This window comes from Comamonas sp. C24C (assembly GCF_053345995.1).
This window is the reverse complement of record NZ_JBKFBC010000007.1, coordinates 48,291-65,668: the sequence shown is the minus strand read 5'-3', so window position 1 is coordinate 65,668 and position 17,378 is coordinate 48,291. Positions and strand designations below refer to the sequence as shown.

Here is a 17,378-nt window from a genome sequence, read left to right as displayed (position 1 = left end):
TCCTCAGACCAGCGGACGTGGGTTTTTCAGATACATGGTGCGAATCGCATGCAGCGTCCAGTAGGCCAGACCGCCGACCATGCCGGTGGGGTTGTACTGGGTGTTCTGCACGAAGTTGCCGGCGCCGAAGACGAACACGTTGTGCTTGTCCCAGGCCTGGCAGTAGCGATTCACCACGCCTTCCGTGGGCTTGTCGGACATGATGTGACCGCCAGTGGTGTGTGTGGTCTGGTAGGGACGCACGTCGAACTGCGCACCGATGTCCTTGAAACCCAGCTGGATCTGATCAGGCTTCATGTTGTTGCCAACTTCTGCCGCCTTGAGCTTCTGGTACTGGTTCATCTTCAGGTCGTTGTCCTGCCAGTTGAAGGTCATGCGCATCAGCGGACGGCCGTGTGGATCCTTGTAAGTGGGGTCCAGATCCAGGTGATTGGCGCGGTAGGACATGTGCGAACCGTGCGTGCCGATGGACATGGAGTGGCCATACCACTCGCCGATACCCTTCTTCCAACCGGCACCCCAGCCCGGCGTACCCTTGGGCAGCGGCATGGAGCGGATGGGCTGGCCATTGAAGGTCCCCGAACGCCAGTAAGCACCGCCGATGAAGCCCAGCTTGCCAAAGTCGTTCTGGTTGACGCTGAAGTCATCGATACAGATCCCGTTGGAGCCGTGACCGATGAAGGGGTTGAAGTTCGCCTCCTTGTAGAACATCGTCACGCCACCGTTCATCTGATAGGCGTAGTTCTTGCCGGTCACCCCTTCGTTGGTCTTGGGGTCGTAGGGCTTGCCGATGCCGGAAACCAGCAGCAGGTGCACGTTGTTGAGCTGGAAGGAAGACAGGATCACCAGATCCGCTGGCTGGAACACTTCTTCGTTGGTGTTGGAGTCGAAGTAGGTCACGCCGGTGGCGGTCTTGCCGTCTTCCGAGCTTTCCACGCGCAGCACTTCGCAATGCGTGCGGTAGCTGAAATTCTTTTTGCGCTTGAGCGCGTCCAGAACGGCCGTCTGGGGCGACGACTTGGAATATTGATAGCAGCCGTAGCGCTCGCAGAAACCACAGAAATTGCAAGGCCCCATCTGCATGCCATAGGGGTTCACATAGGCGGTGGAGGCAATACCTGCGGGCGCCGGGAAGGTGTGATAGCCCATTTGCTTGGCCGTCGCCTCGAACAAGGTTGCGTCGTAGGTCGCAGGCAGCGGGGGCATGGGGTAGTCCTTGGAACGCCAGCCTTCGAAAGGATTGCCGCCGGGCTGAATCTTGCCGTTGAGATTGCCAGCCTTGCCGGAGATACCTGCCACTTCGTCAAACTGCGTGAAGAACGGCTCCAGCTCGTCGTAAGTGACGGGGTAGTCCATCAGATTCATGCCTTCAGGAATGATGGACTCACCCCAGTGCTGCTTCACATAGCTGCGCAGTTGAATTTCTTCAGCTTGCGGGCGCCACAGCAGCCCGTTCCAGTGGGTGCCCGCGCCACCAACGCCGTTGGCAGGCAGGAACGAACCCATCGCACGGTATGGCAGCGCGATTTCGCCGTCATTGCGACGGATGGTCACTGTCTGCTGGCGCGGATGCTGCATGTTTTTCAGGCGCACGCCCCAGGTCAACTCATCGATCTGGTTGGGGTACTTGAACTCGGGCACCGTGTTCTGGTCGCCACCACGCTCCAGCGCCACGATTTCCAGGCCTTCGGCCGCCAGTTCCATGCCGGCGATGGAGCCGGTCCAGCCCAGGCCCACGATGACCACGTCTTTCTTTTTTTCAATGCGTGCCATGGTTTATGCCCTTTCGCCCTTGATGGAAACCGGACCCAGCGGGTACTTCTTGTTGTGTTGGTCGACCCATTCGGCATAGCTGGCACGAGCGCCAGGGAAGCCGATGTATTTCCAGGACTGCATACCGTGGTTGCCGCCATGCATGGGGTCGGCGAAATAGCCTTCCTTGGTATTGGCCAGCAAGGTGGTGAAGAAGATGCTCAGTTCGGGGTCCAGCTTGATCTCGCCTTTTTGCAAAGCCGTCAGCGCTTCATCCTGCTGCTCATGTGACAGGTCCTTGAACTCCTTGCCGTAGCGTGTCTTGCACTCGACGTTGAAGGCAGGAATCGCCTTGCGATAGAGCTGTGCAGGCGTCAAAGGCGTTTGCCAGCCGCGATCGGGCTTGGCCGTGGGATCGTGCGGCCCCTCCATGTACCAGATATCCGCAGTGCCGTAGTAGCTCTTGAGTTGACGGTCGATGAACACCGGCACATGGGCTTCTATCGCTCCGGGACCGTCGCCTTCGGACGGGATCAGGCGCGCTGTCGCTGCCAGAACGAAAGCCCACTCATCCGCATTGAAATACTCGGGCTTGTATGCATCCAGTTTGAGCGCTGGCTCCTTGGAGTTGGCGTGCATGGTCACGGCCGTTCCGGCCAGTGCGACGCCAGCACCGGAGGCGAACAGAAAGGATCTGCGGCTGGGTGGGGAAAAGTTGGACATTTTGCGATTCCTACATCGTGTGAACCCGCTCATACACAGCCAGTTGTGCGTTGGGCAAGTGTTCAAGTTTTTTGAATCAGCGGTGGTTCCGACCGAAAGCTGCACGCCCCAAAGAAAATGCCCGCAAAGCGGGCACTCGTACACAGAGCCAAAGCATTTTTCAAGCCGGCCCAAACCGCCTTAACAATTTAATAATAGTTGCGCTGGCAACTATTTGTGTCAGACGACTGCCTTGACTGCTAGTAGGCAATGGTCTTTTATTGGAGCGAACAACTGGGGTTTTCACTTAGATATAAGACATAAGACTGCCATCAATCTGCAGGCGACTGCCACGTAGCAAAACGCCGCCTGCCGCAGGGCCGGACTCATGGCGATACCGATGACTGGTAGTGGCCCCGAACCCTCCTGTGAGCCGGGCTCCATGACCTGTGAAGTGCCAGCTTGCAGCCCTGCTTTACATCAGGCCTCCGGAGCCCGTGGCAGGGAAAACCGGAACGCAGCGCCCCCTCCGTCACCCTCGACCAGATGGATGCCGACCCCGTGCAGCTCCAGCATCTGGTGCACGATTCTCAAGCCAAGTCCCCCGTCGCGGCGGGCGCCACCGACCGTGAATGGACGCCTGAACAGGCCTTCGCGCAGCTCTGGCGGAATGCCAGGGCCGGTGTCGCTGACCGTCAGCTCCAGCTCCGGGCCCACGCTTCTGATGCCTATGCTGATCGACCCGCCTTCGGGGGTATAGCGCAAGGCGTTGTCGAGCAGGTTGCTCAAGACTCGCTCCATCATTCCCAGATCTGCACGAACTGCTGGCAACTGCGGGGCCAGATCCGCCTGCAGGGCGATATGGCGCGACTCCGCAGCAAGCTCGAACTTCTGAAACACATCCTGCACCAGGTCCCGCAGCGAGAACGACTCTGGCTCGGGCTGCACAAAGCCATACTCCAGCCTCGCCAGCTCGAACAGACTTTGGGACAGCGCACCCACCCTCTGGCTTTGGTCGAGTGCAATGCCCAGATAGCGCCTGCGCTCTGCGGGCTCCAGGCTTGCATCCTTGAGCAGCAGGGTCTCCAGATACCCATGCAAGGACGACAGCGGCGTGCGCAGATCATGGGATACATTCGCGATCAACTCCCGGCGCTCCTGATCCTGTCGCCTCAGCGCCTGCCATTGCTCGCTGATGCGCAGCACCATCTGCCTGTAGGCCGAGTCCAGCACGGCGATCTCGTCACGGCTGTTATCTGCCGCCTCCGAAGCACGCGCCGGCATCTCAGGCGGAACGCCATGCATATCGAACTGCCGCACCGACTCGGTCAGGCGCCGCAAGGGGCGTGTGATCAAGGTGAAGGCGACAAGCCCGGCGGCTAGGCATAGCAGCCCCACCATGCCGATCGACAGCAATGCAGTCTTCAGCACCGCATCTGCGGAACCTCTGGCGGCAAGCAGATCATGGGCCTCGCCCAGCAGCACCACATAGATGAAGCCGACCTCCCTCCCGTTCACGCTCAGGGGAGCCGCACTGAAGACCTTGCGGCCATCGCGGCTGCGCGGATCGTCACCCAGGATGGGCAGCATATGACCATCGATAAATCGATGGACCGGCTCCAGATCGACCCGGTCGCGGCGCAAACGCCCTTCGGGAGCCGCATGACCGGCAATGCGCCCATCAGGCTCCAGCAGATAGACCTCGACACTCGGGTTCACCATCATCAGCTGGTTGAACAGATTGCGCACCGCGTTCGGCATCAAGCCGTTCGCATCCGTCAACTGGGCGTCGCGGGCAATGCTCTCGGCAACGTCGCGGGACAAGGCCTGCACCACCTCCAGTTCATGCATGCGGTTGGAGCGAAGCTGCAGCCAGGCGGAAGTGCCGCTGCAGACCAGCAGCAGAAGGGCGAACACGATCGCCAGCCGCTGAGTCAGGGTCAGATTCATTCGCGCTCCCCGGCTTCGGCAAACTTGTAGCCGCGTCCCCAGACCGTGAGGATTCGCGTGGGCTGCGCAGGGTTGAGCTCCACCTTGGCGCGCAGCCGGTTGATATGGGTGTTGACGGTGTGCTCGTAGCCCTCGTGCTGATAGCCCCAGACCGCGTTGAGCAGGTCCATGCGCGAAAACACCTTGCCCGACTGGCGGGCAAAGAAATACAGAAGATCGAATTCCCGGGGTGTGAGGTCGAGATGGCGTCCGTTCAGGCTGGCATCCCTGGCGACCGGGTCCATGACCAGCCCGTTGACCGACAGACTGCCCGACTCCAGGCGCGCGCTCTGAGCCAGCGCGTCGACCCGGCGCAGCAGGGCCTTCACCCTGGCCACCAGTTCCAGTACCGAAAACGGCTTGGCCAGATAGTCGTCAGCGCCGATCTCCAGTCCCAGAATGCGATGCACCTCGCTGGAGCGGGCACTGATGATGATGATCGGCGTGTAGCGCGTCATGGCGCGTGCACGTCTGCAGATCTCCAGGCCGTCCACCCCAGGCAGCATCAGATCCAGTACCAGCGCATCCCAGCCGCCACGCTCCAGATGCGCCAGCCCGTCGTCACCACGGGCGCAATGCACGACCTCCAACCCCTCGTCCCGAAGGTGAAGCGAAAGCAGATCGGCGATATGGGCGTCGTCCTCGACCAGCAGAATGCGACGGGCAATGGTCATGGGTATTCAGGTCTCCGGGGCAGTTGGTGCAGCACGGCGGCGCAGTACCGCCTGATTTCACATTGTGCTCAAACTGCTCGCGGGGAGTTATCACGTTTTTTTTAACTTTGCGTGAGGACTTCGGGACCCGCACTTCCTAAGCTCGATGCCATCGAACCCTGAAAGCCGATGCCATGACCACCCGACGCCACATGCTGCTGGGCACCGCAGCCTCCGCCGCTGCGCTCTGCGCCGCAACGTTCCACCGCCGAGCCACTGCGGCGACCGAGCCCTTCGAAATCAGCTACACCGACGCCCAGTGGCGCGCCCGGCTCAGCCCCCAGCAATATGCCGTGCTTCGTCAGGAGGCCACAGAGTCTCCGGGCAGCAGTCCGCTCAACAAGGAGCATCGTCCGGGCACCTTTTCCTGCGCCGGTTGCTCATTGCCCTTGTTTGCCTCCACTACCAAGTTCGAAAGCGGCACCGGCTGGCCGAGCTTCTGGAAGCCACTGGACAATGCCGTCGCCGCCCGCAAGGATCGAAGCTACGGCATGGTGCGCATCGAGGCTCACTGCCGGCGCTGCGGCGGTCACCTCGGCCATGTCTTCGAGGACGGGCCGCCTCCGACAGGTCTGCGCTACTGCATGAACGGTCTTGCACTGACTTTCGCGCCCAAGCCCGCTTGAGGAGAAACAGGCCATGTTGCTGATCGTCCTTGCCTATCTGGGCGGCGTGCTGACCATCGTCAGCCCCTGCATCCTGCCCGTGCTGCCTTTCGTGTTCTCTCGCGCGAATCAGCCCTTTGTGCGCAACGGCCTGCCATTGCTGGCAGGCATGGCGCTGACCTTTGCGGTCGTTGCCTCTCTCGCAGCGGTAGGCGGCGGCTGGGTGGTGGCTGCCAATCAATATGGCCGCTGGCTGGCTCTGGCGCTGGTGGCCGTTTTCGGGCTGACCCTGTTGCTGCCGCATCTGTCGGAGCGGCTGACCCGTCCATTGGTGACTGCCGGATCGCGCCTGTCCGAGTCGGTACAGCAAGACGGTACGCCAAAGATGGCCTCCTCCGTGTTGCTGGGAGTCGCGACGGGGCTGCTGTGGGCTCCATGCGCCGGGCCCATTCTGGGACTGATACTGACCGGCGCCGCCCTGCAGGGTGCCAACACGACCTCAAGCTTGCTGCTGCTGGCCTATGCCGCCGGAGCAGCGACCTCCATGGCTGCGGCTTTGCTGCTGGGTGGCCGGGTATTTGCCGCGCTCAAGCGTTCGCTGGGTGCCGGTGAATGGGTGCGACGCGGCCTCGGGGCAGCCATGCTCGCCGGCGTTGCAGCCATTGCACTGGGAATCGACACCGGCGTGCTGGCCCGACTGTCAACGGCGTCCACCGGCAGCCTGGAGCAAAAACTGGTCGAGCACCTGAACCAGCCGCAGAGCGACGACCAGCTGGCCATGCGTGGCAACCCGGGCATGATGATGCAAGCACCATCCCTTGCACCTGCTGACGGGGCTGCCATGATGGCCGCGGGAGCTGCAATGCGCATGAGCGGGCCGTCCAGCACAGCCCAGGCTCTGCCCGATGAGGGCATCGCGCCGCCCCTGGACGGTGCAACCCAATGGCTCAACTCCAAGCCACTGGGTGAGCAGGACCTGAGAGGCAAGGTGGTGTTGGTGGATTTCTGGACCTACTCCTGCATCAACTGCCTGCGCACTCTCCCCTATGTGAAGGCCTGGGCCGAAAAATACCGCGACCAGGGTCTGGTCGTGATCGGCGTGCACGCACCCGAGTTCGCCTTTGAACGCGACATCGGCAACGTGAGCAAGGCCATGAAAGATCTGGGCATCAGCTATCCGGTGGCCGTGGACAACCAGTATGCGATCTGGCGCGCCTTCCGCAACCAGTACTGGCCTGCTCATTACTTCATCGATGCCACGGGACGCATACGCCATCATCACTTCGGCGAAGGCGGCTATGCAGAGTCTGAACGGGTGATACAGCAGCTTCTCAAAGAAGCGGGCAGCACCCGTTCGGCCATGGGCCTGACGCAGGTGGATGCAGGGGGCGTGCAACTGGCCGCCAGCATGGATGAGGTCGCCTCGCCCGAAACCTATCTGGGCTACGAGCGCGCCGAGAACTTCGCCTCCACTCCCAAAGCCGTGCACGACAAGACGACCACGTATCTGGAGCCGCATGAGACCCGCCTGAACGCCTGGGGTCTGGGCGGTCAATGGATGGTGGGGCCGGAAAGCGCATCGCTGGCCGGTCCTTCGGGGCGCATCGTCTACCGGTTCAAGGCGCGTGATCTGCACCTGGTGCTGAGCCCCGGACCCGATGGCAAACCGGTGCGCTTCAAGGTCAGGGTGGACGGCAAGCCACCCGGCGATGCCCACGGCGTGGACGTGGCAGCCGACGGCAGCGGCACCGTCACCGGGCAACGTCTCTATCAGCTGGTGCGCCAGTCCGGTGCCGTTGCCGAGCGGACCTTCAGCATCGAATTTCTTGACAGCGGCGTTTCTGCCTACGCCTTCACTTTCGGATGAGCCCCATGAAAACCAACCTCACCTCCTCGGCCACCTCGAATCGGCGCGGCATGCATAGGCGCGGCCTGCTCCAGACTTTGACTGGCGGCATCGTTTTGCTGGGCAGCGGACTGCTGTGGCAATCAACGGCCTTCTCGGCCGAGGAGGCAGTCCGCATCCCGCCCCCTGCCATGGACATGCCGGCCACCGGGCCCGCGCCGCAGCGCGCCATCTTTGCCGGCGGCTGCTTCTGGGGCGTACAGGGCGTATTCCAGCATGTCAAAGGCGTGCAGCGCGCCGTCTCGGGCTATAGCGGAGGCACTGCAGCCTCCGCCTCCTATGAGCTGGTCAGTCGCGGCAATACCGGACATGCCGAATCGGTAGAAGTTACCTTCGATCCGTCCCTGGTGAGCTATGGACAACTGCTGCAGATATTTTTCTCTGTGGTTCATGATCCCACCCAGCTCAACCGGCAAGGCCCGGACACCGGCACGCAATACCGTTCGGCCATTTTCGCGACCAGCCCCGCCCAGCTCAAGACAGCACAGGCCTATGTCGCGCAGCTTGACGCGGCACACCTGTATCCGAAACCCATCGTCACCCGCCTCGAGGACCGGCCGAGCTTCTATCCGGCCGAGCTCTACCACCAGGATTTCATGACCGAAAACCCGCGTCACCCCTATATCGTCTTCAATGATCTGCCCAAGGTGAACAACCTCAAGCGCCTCTTCCCAGACCGCTACCGGAGCGAACCGGTGCTGACCAAGAAAACGCACCCGTAGCAGTCCGACACGGGAAGCCTGACATGACTGGTCTGAAGGACCGCCGTGGCGCAGCCGCCACGGGGATGCGGAGCAGTTTGCCTACAATTTGATGCATGCAGCAAAGCCCCTCTACCTCAACCTCTACGGGTGCCGCAGTGGAGCGGCTTGTCCAGCTGTACGAACAACTGACCCCTGGCCATCTGCAGCGACTCGACAGCTATTACGCGAGCGATGCGCACTTCAAGGATCCGTTCAATGAAGTGCGCGGCGTGAATGCAATCGCCGGCATCTTCGCCCATATGTTCGACACGCTGCAAGAGCCGCGCTTTGTCATCACCGAGCGGCTGGTACAGGACAGTCAGGCCTTTCTGGCCTGGGAATTTCGCTTTCGCTTGCGACGCTGGCGGCCCGGTTCCGAGCAATGCATTCGAGGTGCCAGCCTGCTGCGCTTTGATGCACAAGGTCTTGTCTGCCAGCATCGCGATTACTGGGATGCAGCTGAAGAACTTTACGAGAAACTGCCTTTGCTTGGAATCCTGATGCGCTGGCTGCGCAACGCAGGTTCCGCTTCCAGGAAAACGCCCCATGCTCATCGTTCATCACCTTGAAACTTCGCGCTCGCAGCGCATACTCTGGCTGCTTGAGGAGCTCGGTGTTCCTTACGAACTGCGTCGCTACCAGCGCGATCCCGGCACCCGCCTGGCGCCACCGGAGCTCAAGCGCGTGCATCCTCTGGGCAAATCGCCGGTGATCACCGATTCGGACATTGTTGTCGCAGAATCAGGCGCGATCATCGAGTATCTGGTTGAGCGCTACGCTCATCAGGCGCCTTCGGAGCTTTCGCACCTTGAGCCCCTGCGCGGCACCCAAGAACACCGTGAGTGCCGCTTCTGGATGCACTATGCCGAGGGTTCGCTGATGAACTGGCTCGTGATGAAACTGGTTTTCGACACCATCCCGCGCCAGCCCATGCCATTTTTCGTGCGTCCCATCGCGCGCGCCCTGTGCAAGCGGGTGCAGCAAAGACTCGTTGCGCCCAATGTGCAGACTGCATTGGCCTTTATGGAAGCGCATTTGGCAGAACATCGCTGGTTTGCCGGCGAGCATCTGAGCATGGCCGACTTCCAGATGAGCTTTGCCGTTGAAGCGGCTCTGGTGCGCAGCGAAAACGAGAACGCCTGGCCTCATCTGATCGCCTATCGCCAGCGCATGCACGAGCGTGCTGCATACCAGCGAGCCTTGAGCAAGGGCGGGCCGGTCATCATGCAATCCTGAGACTGCGGCAGACTTCCACAAACCGGATCGAACCCTTGTCAGGATAGCGCCAGGCGCCGGCGCATCTGCGGGTCCCGACTTCTCAGCGCGCCACTGCAAGCCCGTCAAACGTGGTGCTCGTCACCCAGTCGATGATCTGCGCATGCGTGTACTGCCCCGACTCCTTGAGCAGGGCCACGACGGGATCGCAGGCGCGTGCAAACAGCGTATACAGCACCAGCTCGGGGGGCAGCGCGGCATGCAACTGGCCGCTGGTCTGGGCTTCGGTGATCCAGATGCTGAGCCGGTTGCTCAGGGCAATCAGCCGGTCCATATAAGCATCGTTGGATTGCAAAGACGCGCTGAGATTCGAGTTCTGCGCCGGCAGCGAAGGCATTTCGCCCTCCAGCTGCGTCTGCATGGCCCAGCGCGTCACGGCCTTGAGCTGATCCAGCGGGCGCATGGGAGCACCTGCCTCGGCCGCCTGGCTTGCTTCGTCGCGCAGGCCGTCCACGAAGGCCAGGGCACGGTCCAGCACGCCGACCATGGCGGCTCCCGCCAGTTCCTCCTTGGAGGTGAACAGCTTGTAGAGGCTGGCCTTGGCCATTCCGGCTTCGGCAGCGACCTCGTCCACCGTCATGGCGTCATAGCCCTTGGTGGCCAGCAGCCGGTTGACGGCCACCACGATGGCCTGCTCACGCACGCGCTGTATCTGCTGTTTGATGGAAGAGCGGCTTGTCATGGGCTTATTTTAGACCTGATAGGCCATACCCCATACTAGATAGTGCAAAGTGGAAATGTTTGGTTTATAGTTTGAACTCATCAGTTCACGATTTAACCTTTCTGGTGCAAACGGACTGATAAACCAGGAAAGGCATTCCCATGCATCGCATTGCAGTCATAGGGTCTGGGGTTGCGGGTCTGGCCGCTGCCCGGCGTCTGGCAGGTGCGCCAGGTCAGCATCGCGTGACATTGCTGGAAGCGGGCCACCATTTCGGCGGGCATGCCAACACTGTCGATATGACGCTGAATGGCGTGAGCCAGGGTGTGGACACGGGCTTCCTGGTCTTCAACCACCGCACCTATCCGCTTTTGACGCAGCTGTTCGAAGAGCTGCAAGTGCCTACGGCGGCCGCAGAGATGTCGTTTTCGGTACAGGTTCCCCTGGCCGACGGGCGTGCCGGCCTCGAGTGGAGCGGCAGCTCACTGGGAGCAGTCTTTGCGCAGCGCAGCAATCTGCTGCGCCCCCGTTTTCTGAAGATGCTGGCCGAGATCCTGCGCTTCAATCGTCTGGCCACACGTATCGCCCGGGAAGGCGACGAGGCCGGCCTGCGCAGCTCCATCGAAGCTTTTCTGGATGAGCACGGCTTCGGCACCGCCTTCCGGCAGGACTACCTGCTGCCCATGATGGGTTGCATCTGGTCCTGCCCGACGGATCAGATGCTGCGCTTTCCTGTGGCCACGCTGATCCGCTTTTGTCACAACCATGGCCTGATCCAAGTCTCCGACCGACCCCAGTGGTACACCGTGCGGGGCGGCTCGCGCCAGTATGTGCGGCGCATGCTGGCCGCGCTGCAGCACGAAGCCCGTCTGAACGCGCCCGTGCTGGGCCTGCGCCGCGTGGAACATGGCGTGTTGCTGCAGATGGCGCATGGCACGGAGCACTTCGATGCCGTGGTACTGGCCTGCCATAGCGATCAGGCCCTGCGCCTGCTGGGTCTAGACGCCACGCCGCAGGAGCGCAGCGTGCTGGGTGCCATACGCTACCAGCCCAATCAGGCCGTGCTGCACACCGATGCCAGCGTGCTGCCCAGCCGCGAGGCAGCCTGGGCGGCCTGGAACTACGAACGCGCGGCCGATGCAGGGCGCAACCGGACAGGCGTCTGCCTGCACTATCTGATCAACCGCCTGCAGCCTCTGCCGTGGCAGCAGCCCGTGATGGTCTCCTTGAATCCGGTGCGTCCCATCGACGAGAGCAAGGTTCACGCGCGCATTGCATACAGCCATCCGGTCTTCGACCTGGCGGCCATAGAGGCCCAGAGCCAGGTCGCGGCTCTGCAAGGCCAGCGCCGGACCTGGTTCTGCGGAGCATGGTGTGGCTACGGCTTTCACGAGGATGGCCTGCGTTCAGGGCTCGATGCGGCCAATGGCCTGCTGGACGTCTTGCCCAAGCTGCCCGTCAGTCCTGGCATCAGGGGGGCAGCATGAACGCCCGGCCCCTCATCGGCTTCGGCCATGTCTGGCATCGCCGTCTGCGGCCCGTCGAGCATGCCTTCCGATATTCGGGCTACTTCCTCATGCTGCCAATGCGCAGCTTGCGCATGCAGCCCGATACCGCGCTGCGGCGCAACCGCCGCGGCTGGGTCAGCTTTCACGACAGCGACCACGGCGAGGGTGGAGCGGATGCCCTGGACTGGTTCGAGCAACTGCTGCACAGCGAAGGCATTGACGATGCCGATGGCGAAGTCTGGCTGCACACCTTCCCGCGCGTGCTGGGTTATGTCTTCAAGCCCGTGAGCTTCTGGTATGCCCACCGCGGCGATGGCTCGCTGGCCGCCGTGCTCGCAGAAGTCAACAACACCTTTGGCGAGCGCCATGCCTATCTGCTGGCCGGTCCTGAGCTGGCCTGGGGCCGCGAGCAGATGGCACGCAAGCAGTTCCATGTCTCGCCGTTCTGCGAAGTGCGGGGCGAGTACCGCTTCCGCTTCGAGCGCAGCGAGCGACGAACCCTGGCGCGCGTGGACCTGCATGACGAAGACGGCCCTCTGCTGCAGACCAGCGTGGGCGGCACGCTGCATCCGCTGGATGCGACCGCCGTGCGCCGCGCCTTCTTCGGCACTCCTTTGATGACGCTGGGCGTCATAGCCCGCATCCACTGGCAAGCGCTGCGCCTCTGGGCCAAGCGCCTGCCTTTCCATGGCAAACCCACCGAGCCCGAGCGCTTCGTCACACGATGAACACCACCGCCGCCCCCTTGCTGAGCCCCGCCGCCGCCGCACCGCGCCGCACGCCTGCGCGGGCACGCCGCGTGCTGAACTTGCTCGAATGTCTGCCCCGCGGGCAGCTGGACCTGGAGCAGCCCGACGGTCGCCTGCTGCACCTGCCTCAGATGCGCTCTGCATCCAGCATCGCCGACGCACATTGCGTGCTACGCGACTGGCAGGCGCTGGAACGCCCCCTGAAATCGGGCGACATCGGCCTGGCCGAAGGCTATATCGCCGGTGAATGGGACAGTCCCGACCTGGCTGCCCTCCTGCGGCTATGCATGGCCAACCGCGACCACGTGCAAAGCCTGATCTATGGCAGCTGGTGGGGCCGGTTGGGCTACCGCCTGCGTCACCTTCTGCAACGCAATACGCGGGCCGGCAGCGCCAGAAACATCCATGCCCATTACGACCTGGGCAATGACTTCTACCAGCTGTGGTTGGACCCCGGCATGAGCTATAGCGCAGCCTGGTTCGAGGGGCGCACGGGCGAATCGCTGCAACAAGCCGACCTGCAGGCGGCCCAGCAGGCCAAGCTCAGACGCACGCTGGACGAGGTGCGGCTGCAGCCCGGCCAACGCCTGCTGGAGATCGGCTGCGGCTGGGGTGGCCTGGCAGAGACTGCGGCCCGCGAATTCGGTGCCCGGGTCACGGGCGTGACGCTGTCGCGCGAGCAGTTGACCTGGGGACAGCGCCGCATGCAGCAGTCCGGCCTGGGCGACGCCGTGGAGCTGCGCTACCAGGACTACCGCGACCTGCCTGCCCTGCATGCCCGCCAGCCCTTCGATGCCATCGTATCCATCGAGATGTTCGAGGCCGTGGGCCGCGAATACTGGCGCGGCTATTTCCAGGCACTGCGCGACTGTCTCAAGCCCGGAGGCCTGGCATGCATACAGACCATCACGCTGCGCGAAGACCTGTTCGCGCGCTATCTTCGCTCCACCGACTTCATACAGCAGTACATCTTCCCGGGCGGGCTGCTGCCCAGCATTTCCGCCTTCGAGCAGGAAGCACGGCGTGCAGGCCTGGTGGTCGAACATCACCTGGCCTTCGGCCGCGACTATGCAGAAACGCTGCGCCGCTGGCGCCAGTCCTTCGAGCACCAGCTCGACGCCGTGCGCTCCCAGGGCTTTGACGAGCGCTTTGTGCGCATCTGGCGCTTCTACCTTGCCTATTGCGAAGCGGCCTTCGACACCGGCAACACCGATGTCGTCCAGTTCACCCTGCGCAGGCCTCTGCCATGACTGCCCCTCAACCCCGCGCGCACCGCCGCCAGGCCCTGGCCTGGGGCGCTGCCTGCGCTCTTGCCCCTTCACTGACCGCCATGTCCAACCTGACCCACGCCATCACCCCGACAGCAGATCTCCCCATCGAACTGCGCAGCACCCTGCCTGCCGGTCGCCTGATCGGCAAAGGCGTGCTGCGCTTTTTCGGTCTGCGTGTCTACGAGGCAAGGCTGTGGGCCGGCCCCGGTTTCCCAGCCGAAGACTACGCCCGACATCCGTTTGCACTGGAGCTGGTTTATGACCGCAAACTCGAAGGTATGGCCATTGCCGAGCGCTCCATCGCTGAAATGCGCAGGGTGGGCAGCTTCACCGAGGAGCAGGCCCGGCAATGGCTGGAGCTGATGAAACAGGCCTTCCCAGACGTACAGGCCCAGGACAGGCTGCTGGGCCTGAACGACGGCCACGGCGAAGTGCGCTTCTTCCACAACGGCCGCCAGACCGCGCAGCTGCGCGACGCAGAGTATGCACGCCTGTTCTTCGGCATCTGGCTGTCGCCGCAGACGTCGGCCCCTGCCATGCGCAGTTCACTGCTCGGCCTGGGCTGAGCGCCAGCGGAGCATCTCATGGCTTCACATACGGCCACCGCCCCCCTCCTGCCTTGGCGCACAGGCCTGGCCTATGGCGCTCTGGCCGCACCGCTGGCCTTCGCCTCCCTGCCGCTGTATGTGAACCTGCCCTACCACTACGCCAGCGTGGCAGGCGCTCCGCTGGCGGGACTGGGCGCCGTGCTGCTGGCCACACGGGCCTTCGACGCCCTCGTCGACCCGGCCGTCGGCCGCTGGGTCGACTGCCTTCTGCTCCAAGGCGTGGTTTGGACCGCCAGTGCGGCGATCCTGGCCAGCCTGCTGATGGTGCTGGGCTTCGGTGCCCTCTGGCATCCGCCTTTCGATGCGCAGGATACGACGGGCCTGCTGGGCTGGCTTGCCTGCAGCCTGCTGGTGTGCACACTGGCCTATAGTGTGCTTGCCATCCTCCACCAGGCATGGGGTACGCGCTGGGGCGGTGAGCCCGCCTGGCGTGCGCGTGTCACGGCCTGGCGCGAAGGAGCCAGCCTGACGGGCGTGCTGCTGGCCAGCATGCTGCCGGCCTGGCTGGGACTGGATGCGACCACAGGCTTTCTCGCCCTGGGTCTGGCACTGGGCCTGACCGGCCTGTTACGGCTCAAGACCCCGGTTCCACAACAACAGTCGCAGTCCGTGACCGGGCCTGCCAACTCGCCATGGGCCAATGCAGGCTTCAGGCGGCTGCTGGCTATCTTCATGGTCAACGGGGTGGCTGCCGCCATTCCCGCCACCCTGCTGCCTTTCTTCGTGGCGGACCGGCTGCAGGCCTCGGAACTGCTGCCGGTGCTGCTGCTTTGCTTCTTCGGCGCTGCAGCCCTGGGCCTGCCACTGTGGGTGAAAGCCGTTGCACGCTGGGGGCTGGCACCCAGCTGGCGGGCCGGAATGCTGGCCAGCGTGCTGGCCTTCGGCTTCACGCCCTGGCTAGGCGAAGGCGACGGCATAGCTTTTGCCGTGATCTGCCTGGCAAGCGGTCTGGCCCTGGGCGCGGATCTGGCCCTGCCAGGTGCGTTGCTCACAGGGGTGATTCACGAATCCGGCGAAGGCGGCCGCAGCGAGGGCCGCTACCTGGGCTGGTGGACCTGCGCCACCAAGCTCAACCTGGCCCTGGCGGCGGGCCTGGCCCTGCCCCTGCTGTCGGCAGCCGGCTATCGCAGCGGTGCCAGCGAGCCCGCAGGCCTGCAGGCGCTGGCCTGGGCCTATGGCGGCCTGCCCTGCCTGCTCAAGCTCGCAGCAGCGACCTTGCTCTGGCGCGCCGAGCGTCTGCATTCTTCCTGGAGGCACATATGAGCCACATCATCCGCTCCACCTCGTTTTCGCCGCTGCGGCGCGCCTGCCTGGGCGCAGCATTGGCGCTGAGCCTTGCGGGCTGCGCCGGGCCTTCGGTGCAGGACTACGCCAAGGAGCAGCCGCAATTGGACCTGCGCCAGTACTTCAACGGGCCGCTGACGGCGCACGGCATGTTCACGGACCGCTCAGGCAAGGTGGTCAAGCGCTTCACCGTGCGCATGACAGGGAGCTGGCAGGGCGACGAGGGCACGCTGGACGAGCACTTTGTCTATAGCGACGGCAGCACGCAGCAACGCGTCTGGCATATCCGCCATCTGGGCGATGGGCGCTACAGCGGTCGCGCCGACGACGTGGTCGGTGAAGCCCAGGGCGAGAGCGCAGGCAATGCCATCCGCTGGAGCTATGTGCTGGCCCTGCCCGTAAATGGAAGAGTCTGGAATGTCAGCATGGATGACTGGATGTACCTGATCGACGGACGCACCCTGCTCAACCGCACCGCCATGAGCAAGCTGGGCCTGCATCTGGGCGATGTAACGCTTGCCATCGTCAAGGAGTGAAGATCATGTCGCTGCTCTGTGCACGGCTGAACCCGCCACTGCGCGACTGGCAGGGTCGCTCGGCCTGGATTCTGGGAGCCTCCTCGGGCATAGGTCGCGCCACGGCCGACGCGCTGCACAGGCAGGGAGCCAGGGTGATCGTTTCTGCGCGCCAAGGCGACGCGCTGCAGGATTTCGTGCGCAGCCACGACGGCTGTCTGGCCCTGCCGCTGGACGTGACCGATGCCGCAGCCCTGTCTGCAGCAGCCCGGACGGTGCAGGCTCATTGCGGCAAGGCTCCCGACCTGATTCTCTATTGCGCAGGCCGCTACAAGCCCCAGCGCGCCACGGAGTTCGACCTGTCCGAGATGCAGCGCCACCTGGCCGTGAACTATGGCGGCGCCCTGCATTTGCTCGATGCCGTACTTCCGATGCTGCTTGCGGCGGGGCAAGGTCATCTGGCACTGGTCGGCTCGGTGGCCGGCTATCGCGGGCTGCCCATGTCCCTGGCCTACGGCCCGACCAAGGCGGCACTCAACAACCTGGCCGAAAACCTCTATCTGGACCTGCACGACCGGGGCCTGGGTGTGTCCATCATCAACCCCGGCTTTGTCGATACGCCGCTGACGGCGCAGAACCATTTCAGCATGCCGGCCCTGATCGATGCCGACGAGGCCGCCCGGCATATGCTGCAAGGCTGGGCCCAGGGGCGTTTCGAGATGAATTTTCCACGCCGCTTCACGCGCTGGATGCGTCTGCTGCGCTGCCTGCCCGATGCCTGGTATTTCTCGGCCGTGCGCCGCGTCACAGGCAACTGAATGCCCGGCCCTGCGAGCCATGCTCTAGCACATCGGGCCAGCGGCCTGAATACCAGGCCCAGCATGACCTCAAGCGCACGCCGAACACCACAGGCTTGCAGCAGCTCGGAATGCAACGACAGATGAGACTGCTGACCAGAGCCCAAAACAAAAAACCCTCTTGAATCAATGACTCAAGAGGGTTTGATATCTGGTGGGTGATACATGGATCGAACATGTGACCCCTGCCGTGTGAAGGCAGTGCTCTACCGCTGAGCTAATCACCCGATGAACGTTATT

The 17,378-nt window shown here is 63.2% G+C and carries 17 protein-coding genes and 1 tRNA gene; 12 read left to right on the top strand and 6 right to left on the bottom strand.

Annotated elements, in window-relative coordinates; all coding sequences use genetic code 11:
• Nucleotides 1–3: 3 nt before the first annotated feature.
• The 4 genes from ACLBXN_RS14165 to ACLBXN_RS14150 all read right to left on the bottom strand — a co-directional run bounded on the left by ACLBXN_RS14165 (nucleotide 4) and on the right by ACLBXN_RS14150 (nucleotide 5,117).
• The gene (locus ACLBXN_RS14165; protein ID WP_043003719.1) at nucleotides 4–1,773 is read right to left on the bottom strand and encodes a GMC family oxidoreductase; all 1,770 of its coding nucleotides are present in this window, start codon (nucleotides 1,771–1,773) and stop codon (nucleotides 4–6) included.
• 3 nt (nucleotides 1,774–1,776) lie between these two features.
• Nucleotides 1,777–2,475, bottom strand: a complete 699-nt coding sequence (locus tag ACLBXN_RS14160; protein ID WP_447612535.1) for a gluconate 2-dehydrogenase subunit 3 family protein — start codon at nucleotides 2,473–2,475, stop codon at nucleotides 1,777–1,779.
• A 459-nt stretch (nucleotides 2,476–2,934) separates the two neighbouring features.
• Nucleotides 2,935–4,404, bottom strand: coding sequence for a sensor histidine kinase (locus ACLBXN_RS14155; RefSeq protein ID WP_447612534.1), 1,470 nt, complete (start codon nucleotides 4,402–4,404; stop codon nucleotides 2,935–2,937).
• On the bottom strand, nucleotides 4,401–5,117 hold the full coding sequence (locus tag ACLBXN_RS14150) for a response regulator transcription factor (RefSeq protein ID WP_301445582.1): 717 nt from the start codon (nucleotides 5,115–5,117) through the stop codon (nucleotides 4,401–4,403). The genes ACLBXN_RS14155 and ACLBXN_RS14150 overlap by 4 nt, the downstream gene beginning before the upstream one ends.
• Before the next feature lie 173 nt (nucleotides 5,118–5,290).
• On the opposite strand from ACLBXN_RS14150, the gene msrB reads away from it, so the two are divergent.
• From msrB to ACLBXN_RS14125, 5 genes are all read left to right on the top strand, one after another.
• On the top strand, nucleotides 5,291–5,782 hold the full coding sequence (gene msrB / locus ACLBXN_RS14145; RefSeq protein ID WP_447612533.1) for a peptide-methionine (R)-S-oxide reductase MsrB: 492 nt from the start codon (nucleotides 5,291–5,293) through the stop codon (nucleotides 5,780–5,782).
• A gap of 13 nt (nucleotides 5,783–5,795) precedes the next feature.
• On the top strand, nucleotides 5,796–7,628 hold the full coding sequence (locus tag ACLBXN_RS14140) for a cytochrome c biogenesis protein DipZ (RefSeq protein WP_447612532.1): 1,833 nt from the start codon (nucleotides 5,796–5,798) through the stop codon (nucleotides 7,626–7,628).
• The gene (msrA, locus tag ACLBXN_RS14135; protein WP_447612531.1) at nucleotides 7,625–8,389 is read left to right on the top strand and encodes a peptide-methionine (S)-S-oxide reductase MsrA; all 765 of its coding nucleotides are present in this window, start codon (nucleotides 7,625–7,627) and stop codon (nucleotides 8,387–8,389) included. Before ACLBXN_RS14140 ends, msrA begins: the two co-directional genes overlap by 4 nt.
• A 95-nt stretch (nucleotides 8,390–8,484) precedes the next feature.
• A complete protein-coding gene (locus ACLBXN_RS14130) occupies nucleotides 8,485–8,979 on the top strand; it encodes a nuclear transport factor 2 family protein (RefSeq protein ID WP_447612530.1) in 495 nt (164 codons plus the stop codon).
• The gene (locus ACLBXN_RS14125) at nucleotides 8,957–9,646 is read left to right on the top strand and encodes a glutathione S-transferase family protein (RefSeq protein WP_447612529.1); all 690 of its coding nucleotides are present in this window, start codon (nucleotides 8,957–8,959) and stop codon (nucleotides 9,644–9,646) included. The genes ACLBXN_RS14130 and ACLBXN_RS14125 overlap by 23 nt, the downstream gene beginning before the upstream one ends.
• An 82-nt stretch (nucleotides 9,647–9,728) precedes the next feature.
• Here the strand turns inward: ACLBXN_RS14125 and ACLBXN_RS14120 are convergent, their stop codons facing one another.
• Nucleotides 9,729–10,367 (bottom strand): TetR/AcrR family transcriptional regulator, encoded by a 639-nt coding sequence (locus ACLBXN_RS14120; RefSeq protein ID WP_114863967.1) that lies wholly within the window; start codon nucleotides 10,365–10,367, stop codon nucleotides 9,729–9,731.
• A 140-nt stretch (nucleotides 10,368–10,507) separates the two neighbouring features.
• Between ACLBXN_RS14120 and ACLBXN_RS14115 the strand changes: the two genes are divergently transcribed.
• Genes ACLBXN_RS14115 through ACLBXN_RS14085 form a run of 7 tightly spaced genes read left to right on the top strand, consistent with a single transcriptional unit; the run spans nucleotide 10,508 to nucleotide 17,099 of the window.
• Nucleotides 10,508–11,833, top strand: a complete 1,326-nt coding sequence (locus ACLBXN_RS14115) for an NAD(P)/FAD-dependent oxidoreductase (RefSeq protein ID WP_447612528.1) — start codon at nucleotides 10,508–10,510, stop codon at nucleotides 11,831–11,833.
• Nucleotides 11,830–12,582 (top strand): DUF1365 domain-containing protein, encoded by a 753-nt coding sequence (locus ACLBXN_RS14110; protein ID WP_447612527.1) that lies wholly within the window; start codon nucleotides 11,830–11,832, stop codon nucleotides 12,580–12,582. Before ACLBXN_RS14115 ends, ACLBXN_RS14110 begins: the two co-directional genes overlap by 4 nt.
• On the top strand, nucleotides 12,579–13,853 hold the full coding sequence (locus ACLBXN_RS14105) for a class I SAM-dependent methyltransferase (RefSeq protein WP_447612526.1): 1,275 nt from the start codon (nucleotides 12,579–12,581) through the stop codon (nucleotides 13,851–13,853). The genes ACLBXN_RS14110 and ACLBXN_RS14105 overlap by 4 nt, the downstream gene beginning before the upstream one ends.
• Nucleotides 13,850–14,440: a hypothetical protein gene (locus ACLBXN_RS14100; RefSeq protein ID WP_447612525.1), complete on the top strand. Its 591-nt coding sequence runs from the start codon at nucleotides 13,850–13,852 to the stop codon at nucleotides 14,438–14,440. Before ACLBXN_RS14105 ends, ACLBXN_RS14100 begins: the two co-directional genes overlap by 4 nt.
• An 18-nt stretch (nucleotides 14,441–14,458) precedes the next feature.
• Nucleotides 14,459–15,745, top strand: a complete 1,287-nt coding sequence (locus ACLBXN_RS14095; protein WP_447612524.1) for an MFS transporter — start codon at nucleotides 14,459–14,461, stop codon at nucleotides 15,743–15,745.
• Nucleotides 15,742–16,302: a DUF3833 domain-containing protein gene (locus ACLBXN_RS14090; protein WP_343677690.1), complete on the top strand. Its 561-nt coding sequence runs from the start codon at nucleotides 15,742–15,744 to the stop codon at nucleotides 16,300–16,302. The genes ACLBXN_RS14095 and ACLBXN_RS14090 overlap by 4 nt, the downstream gene beginning before the upstream one ends.
• Before the next feature lie 5 nt (nucleotides 16,303–16,307).
• Nucleotides 16,308–17,099, top strand: a complete 792-nt coding sequence (locus ACLBXN_RS14085; protein ID WP_447612523.1) for an SDR family NAD(P)-dependent oxidoreductase — start codon at nucleotides 16,308–16,310, stop codon at nucleotides 17,097–17,099.
• Nucleotides 17,100–17,290: 191 nt separating this feature from the next.
• Here ACLBXN_RS14085 and ACLBXN_RS14080 read toward each other — a convergent pair.
• Nucleotides 17,291–17,365: transfer RNA gene (locus ACLBXN_RS14080), tRNA-Val, on the bottom strand.
• Nucleotides 17,366–17,378: the final 13 nt, after the last annotated feature.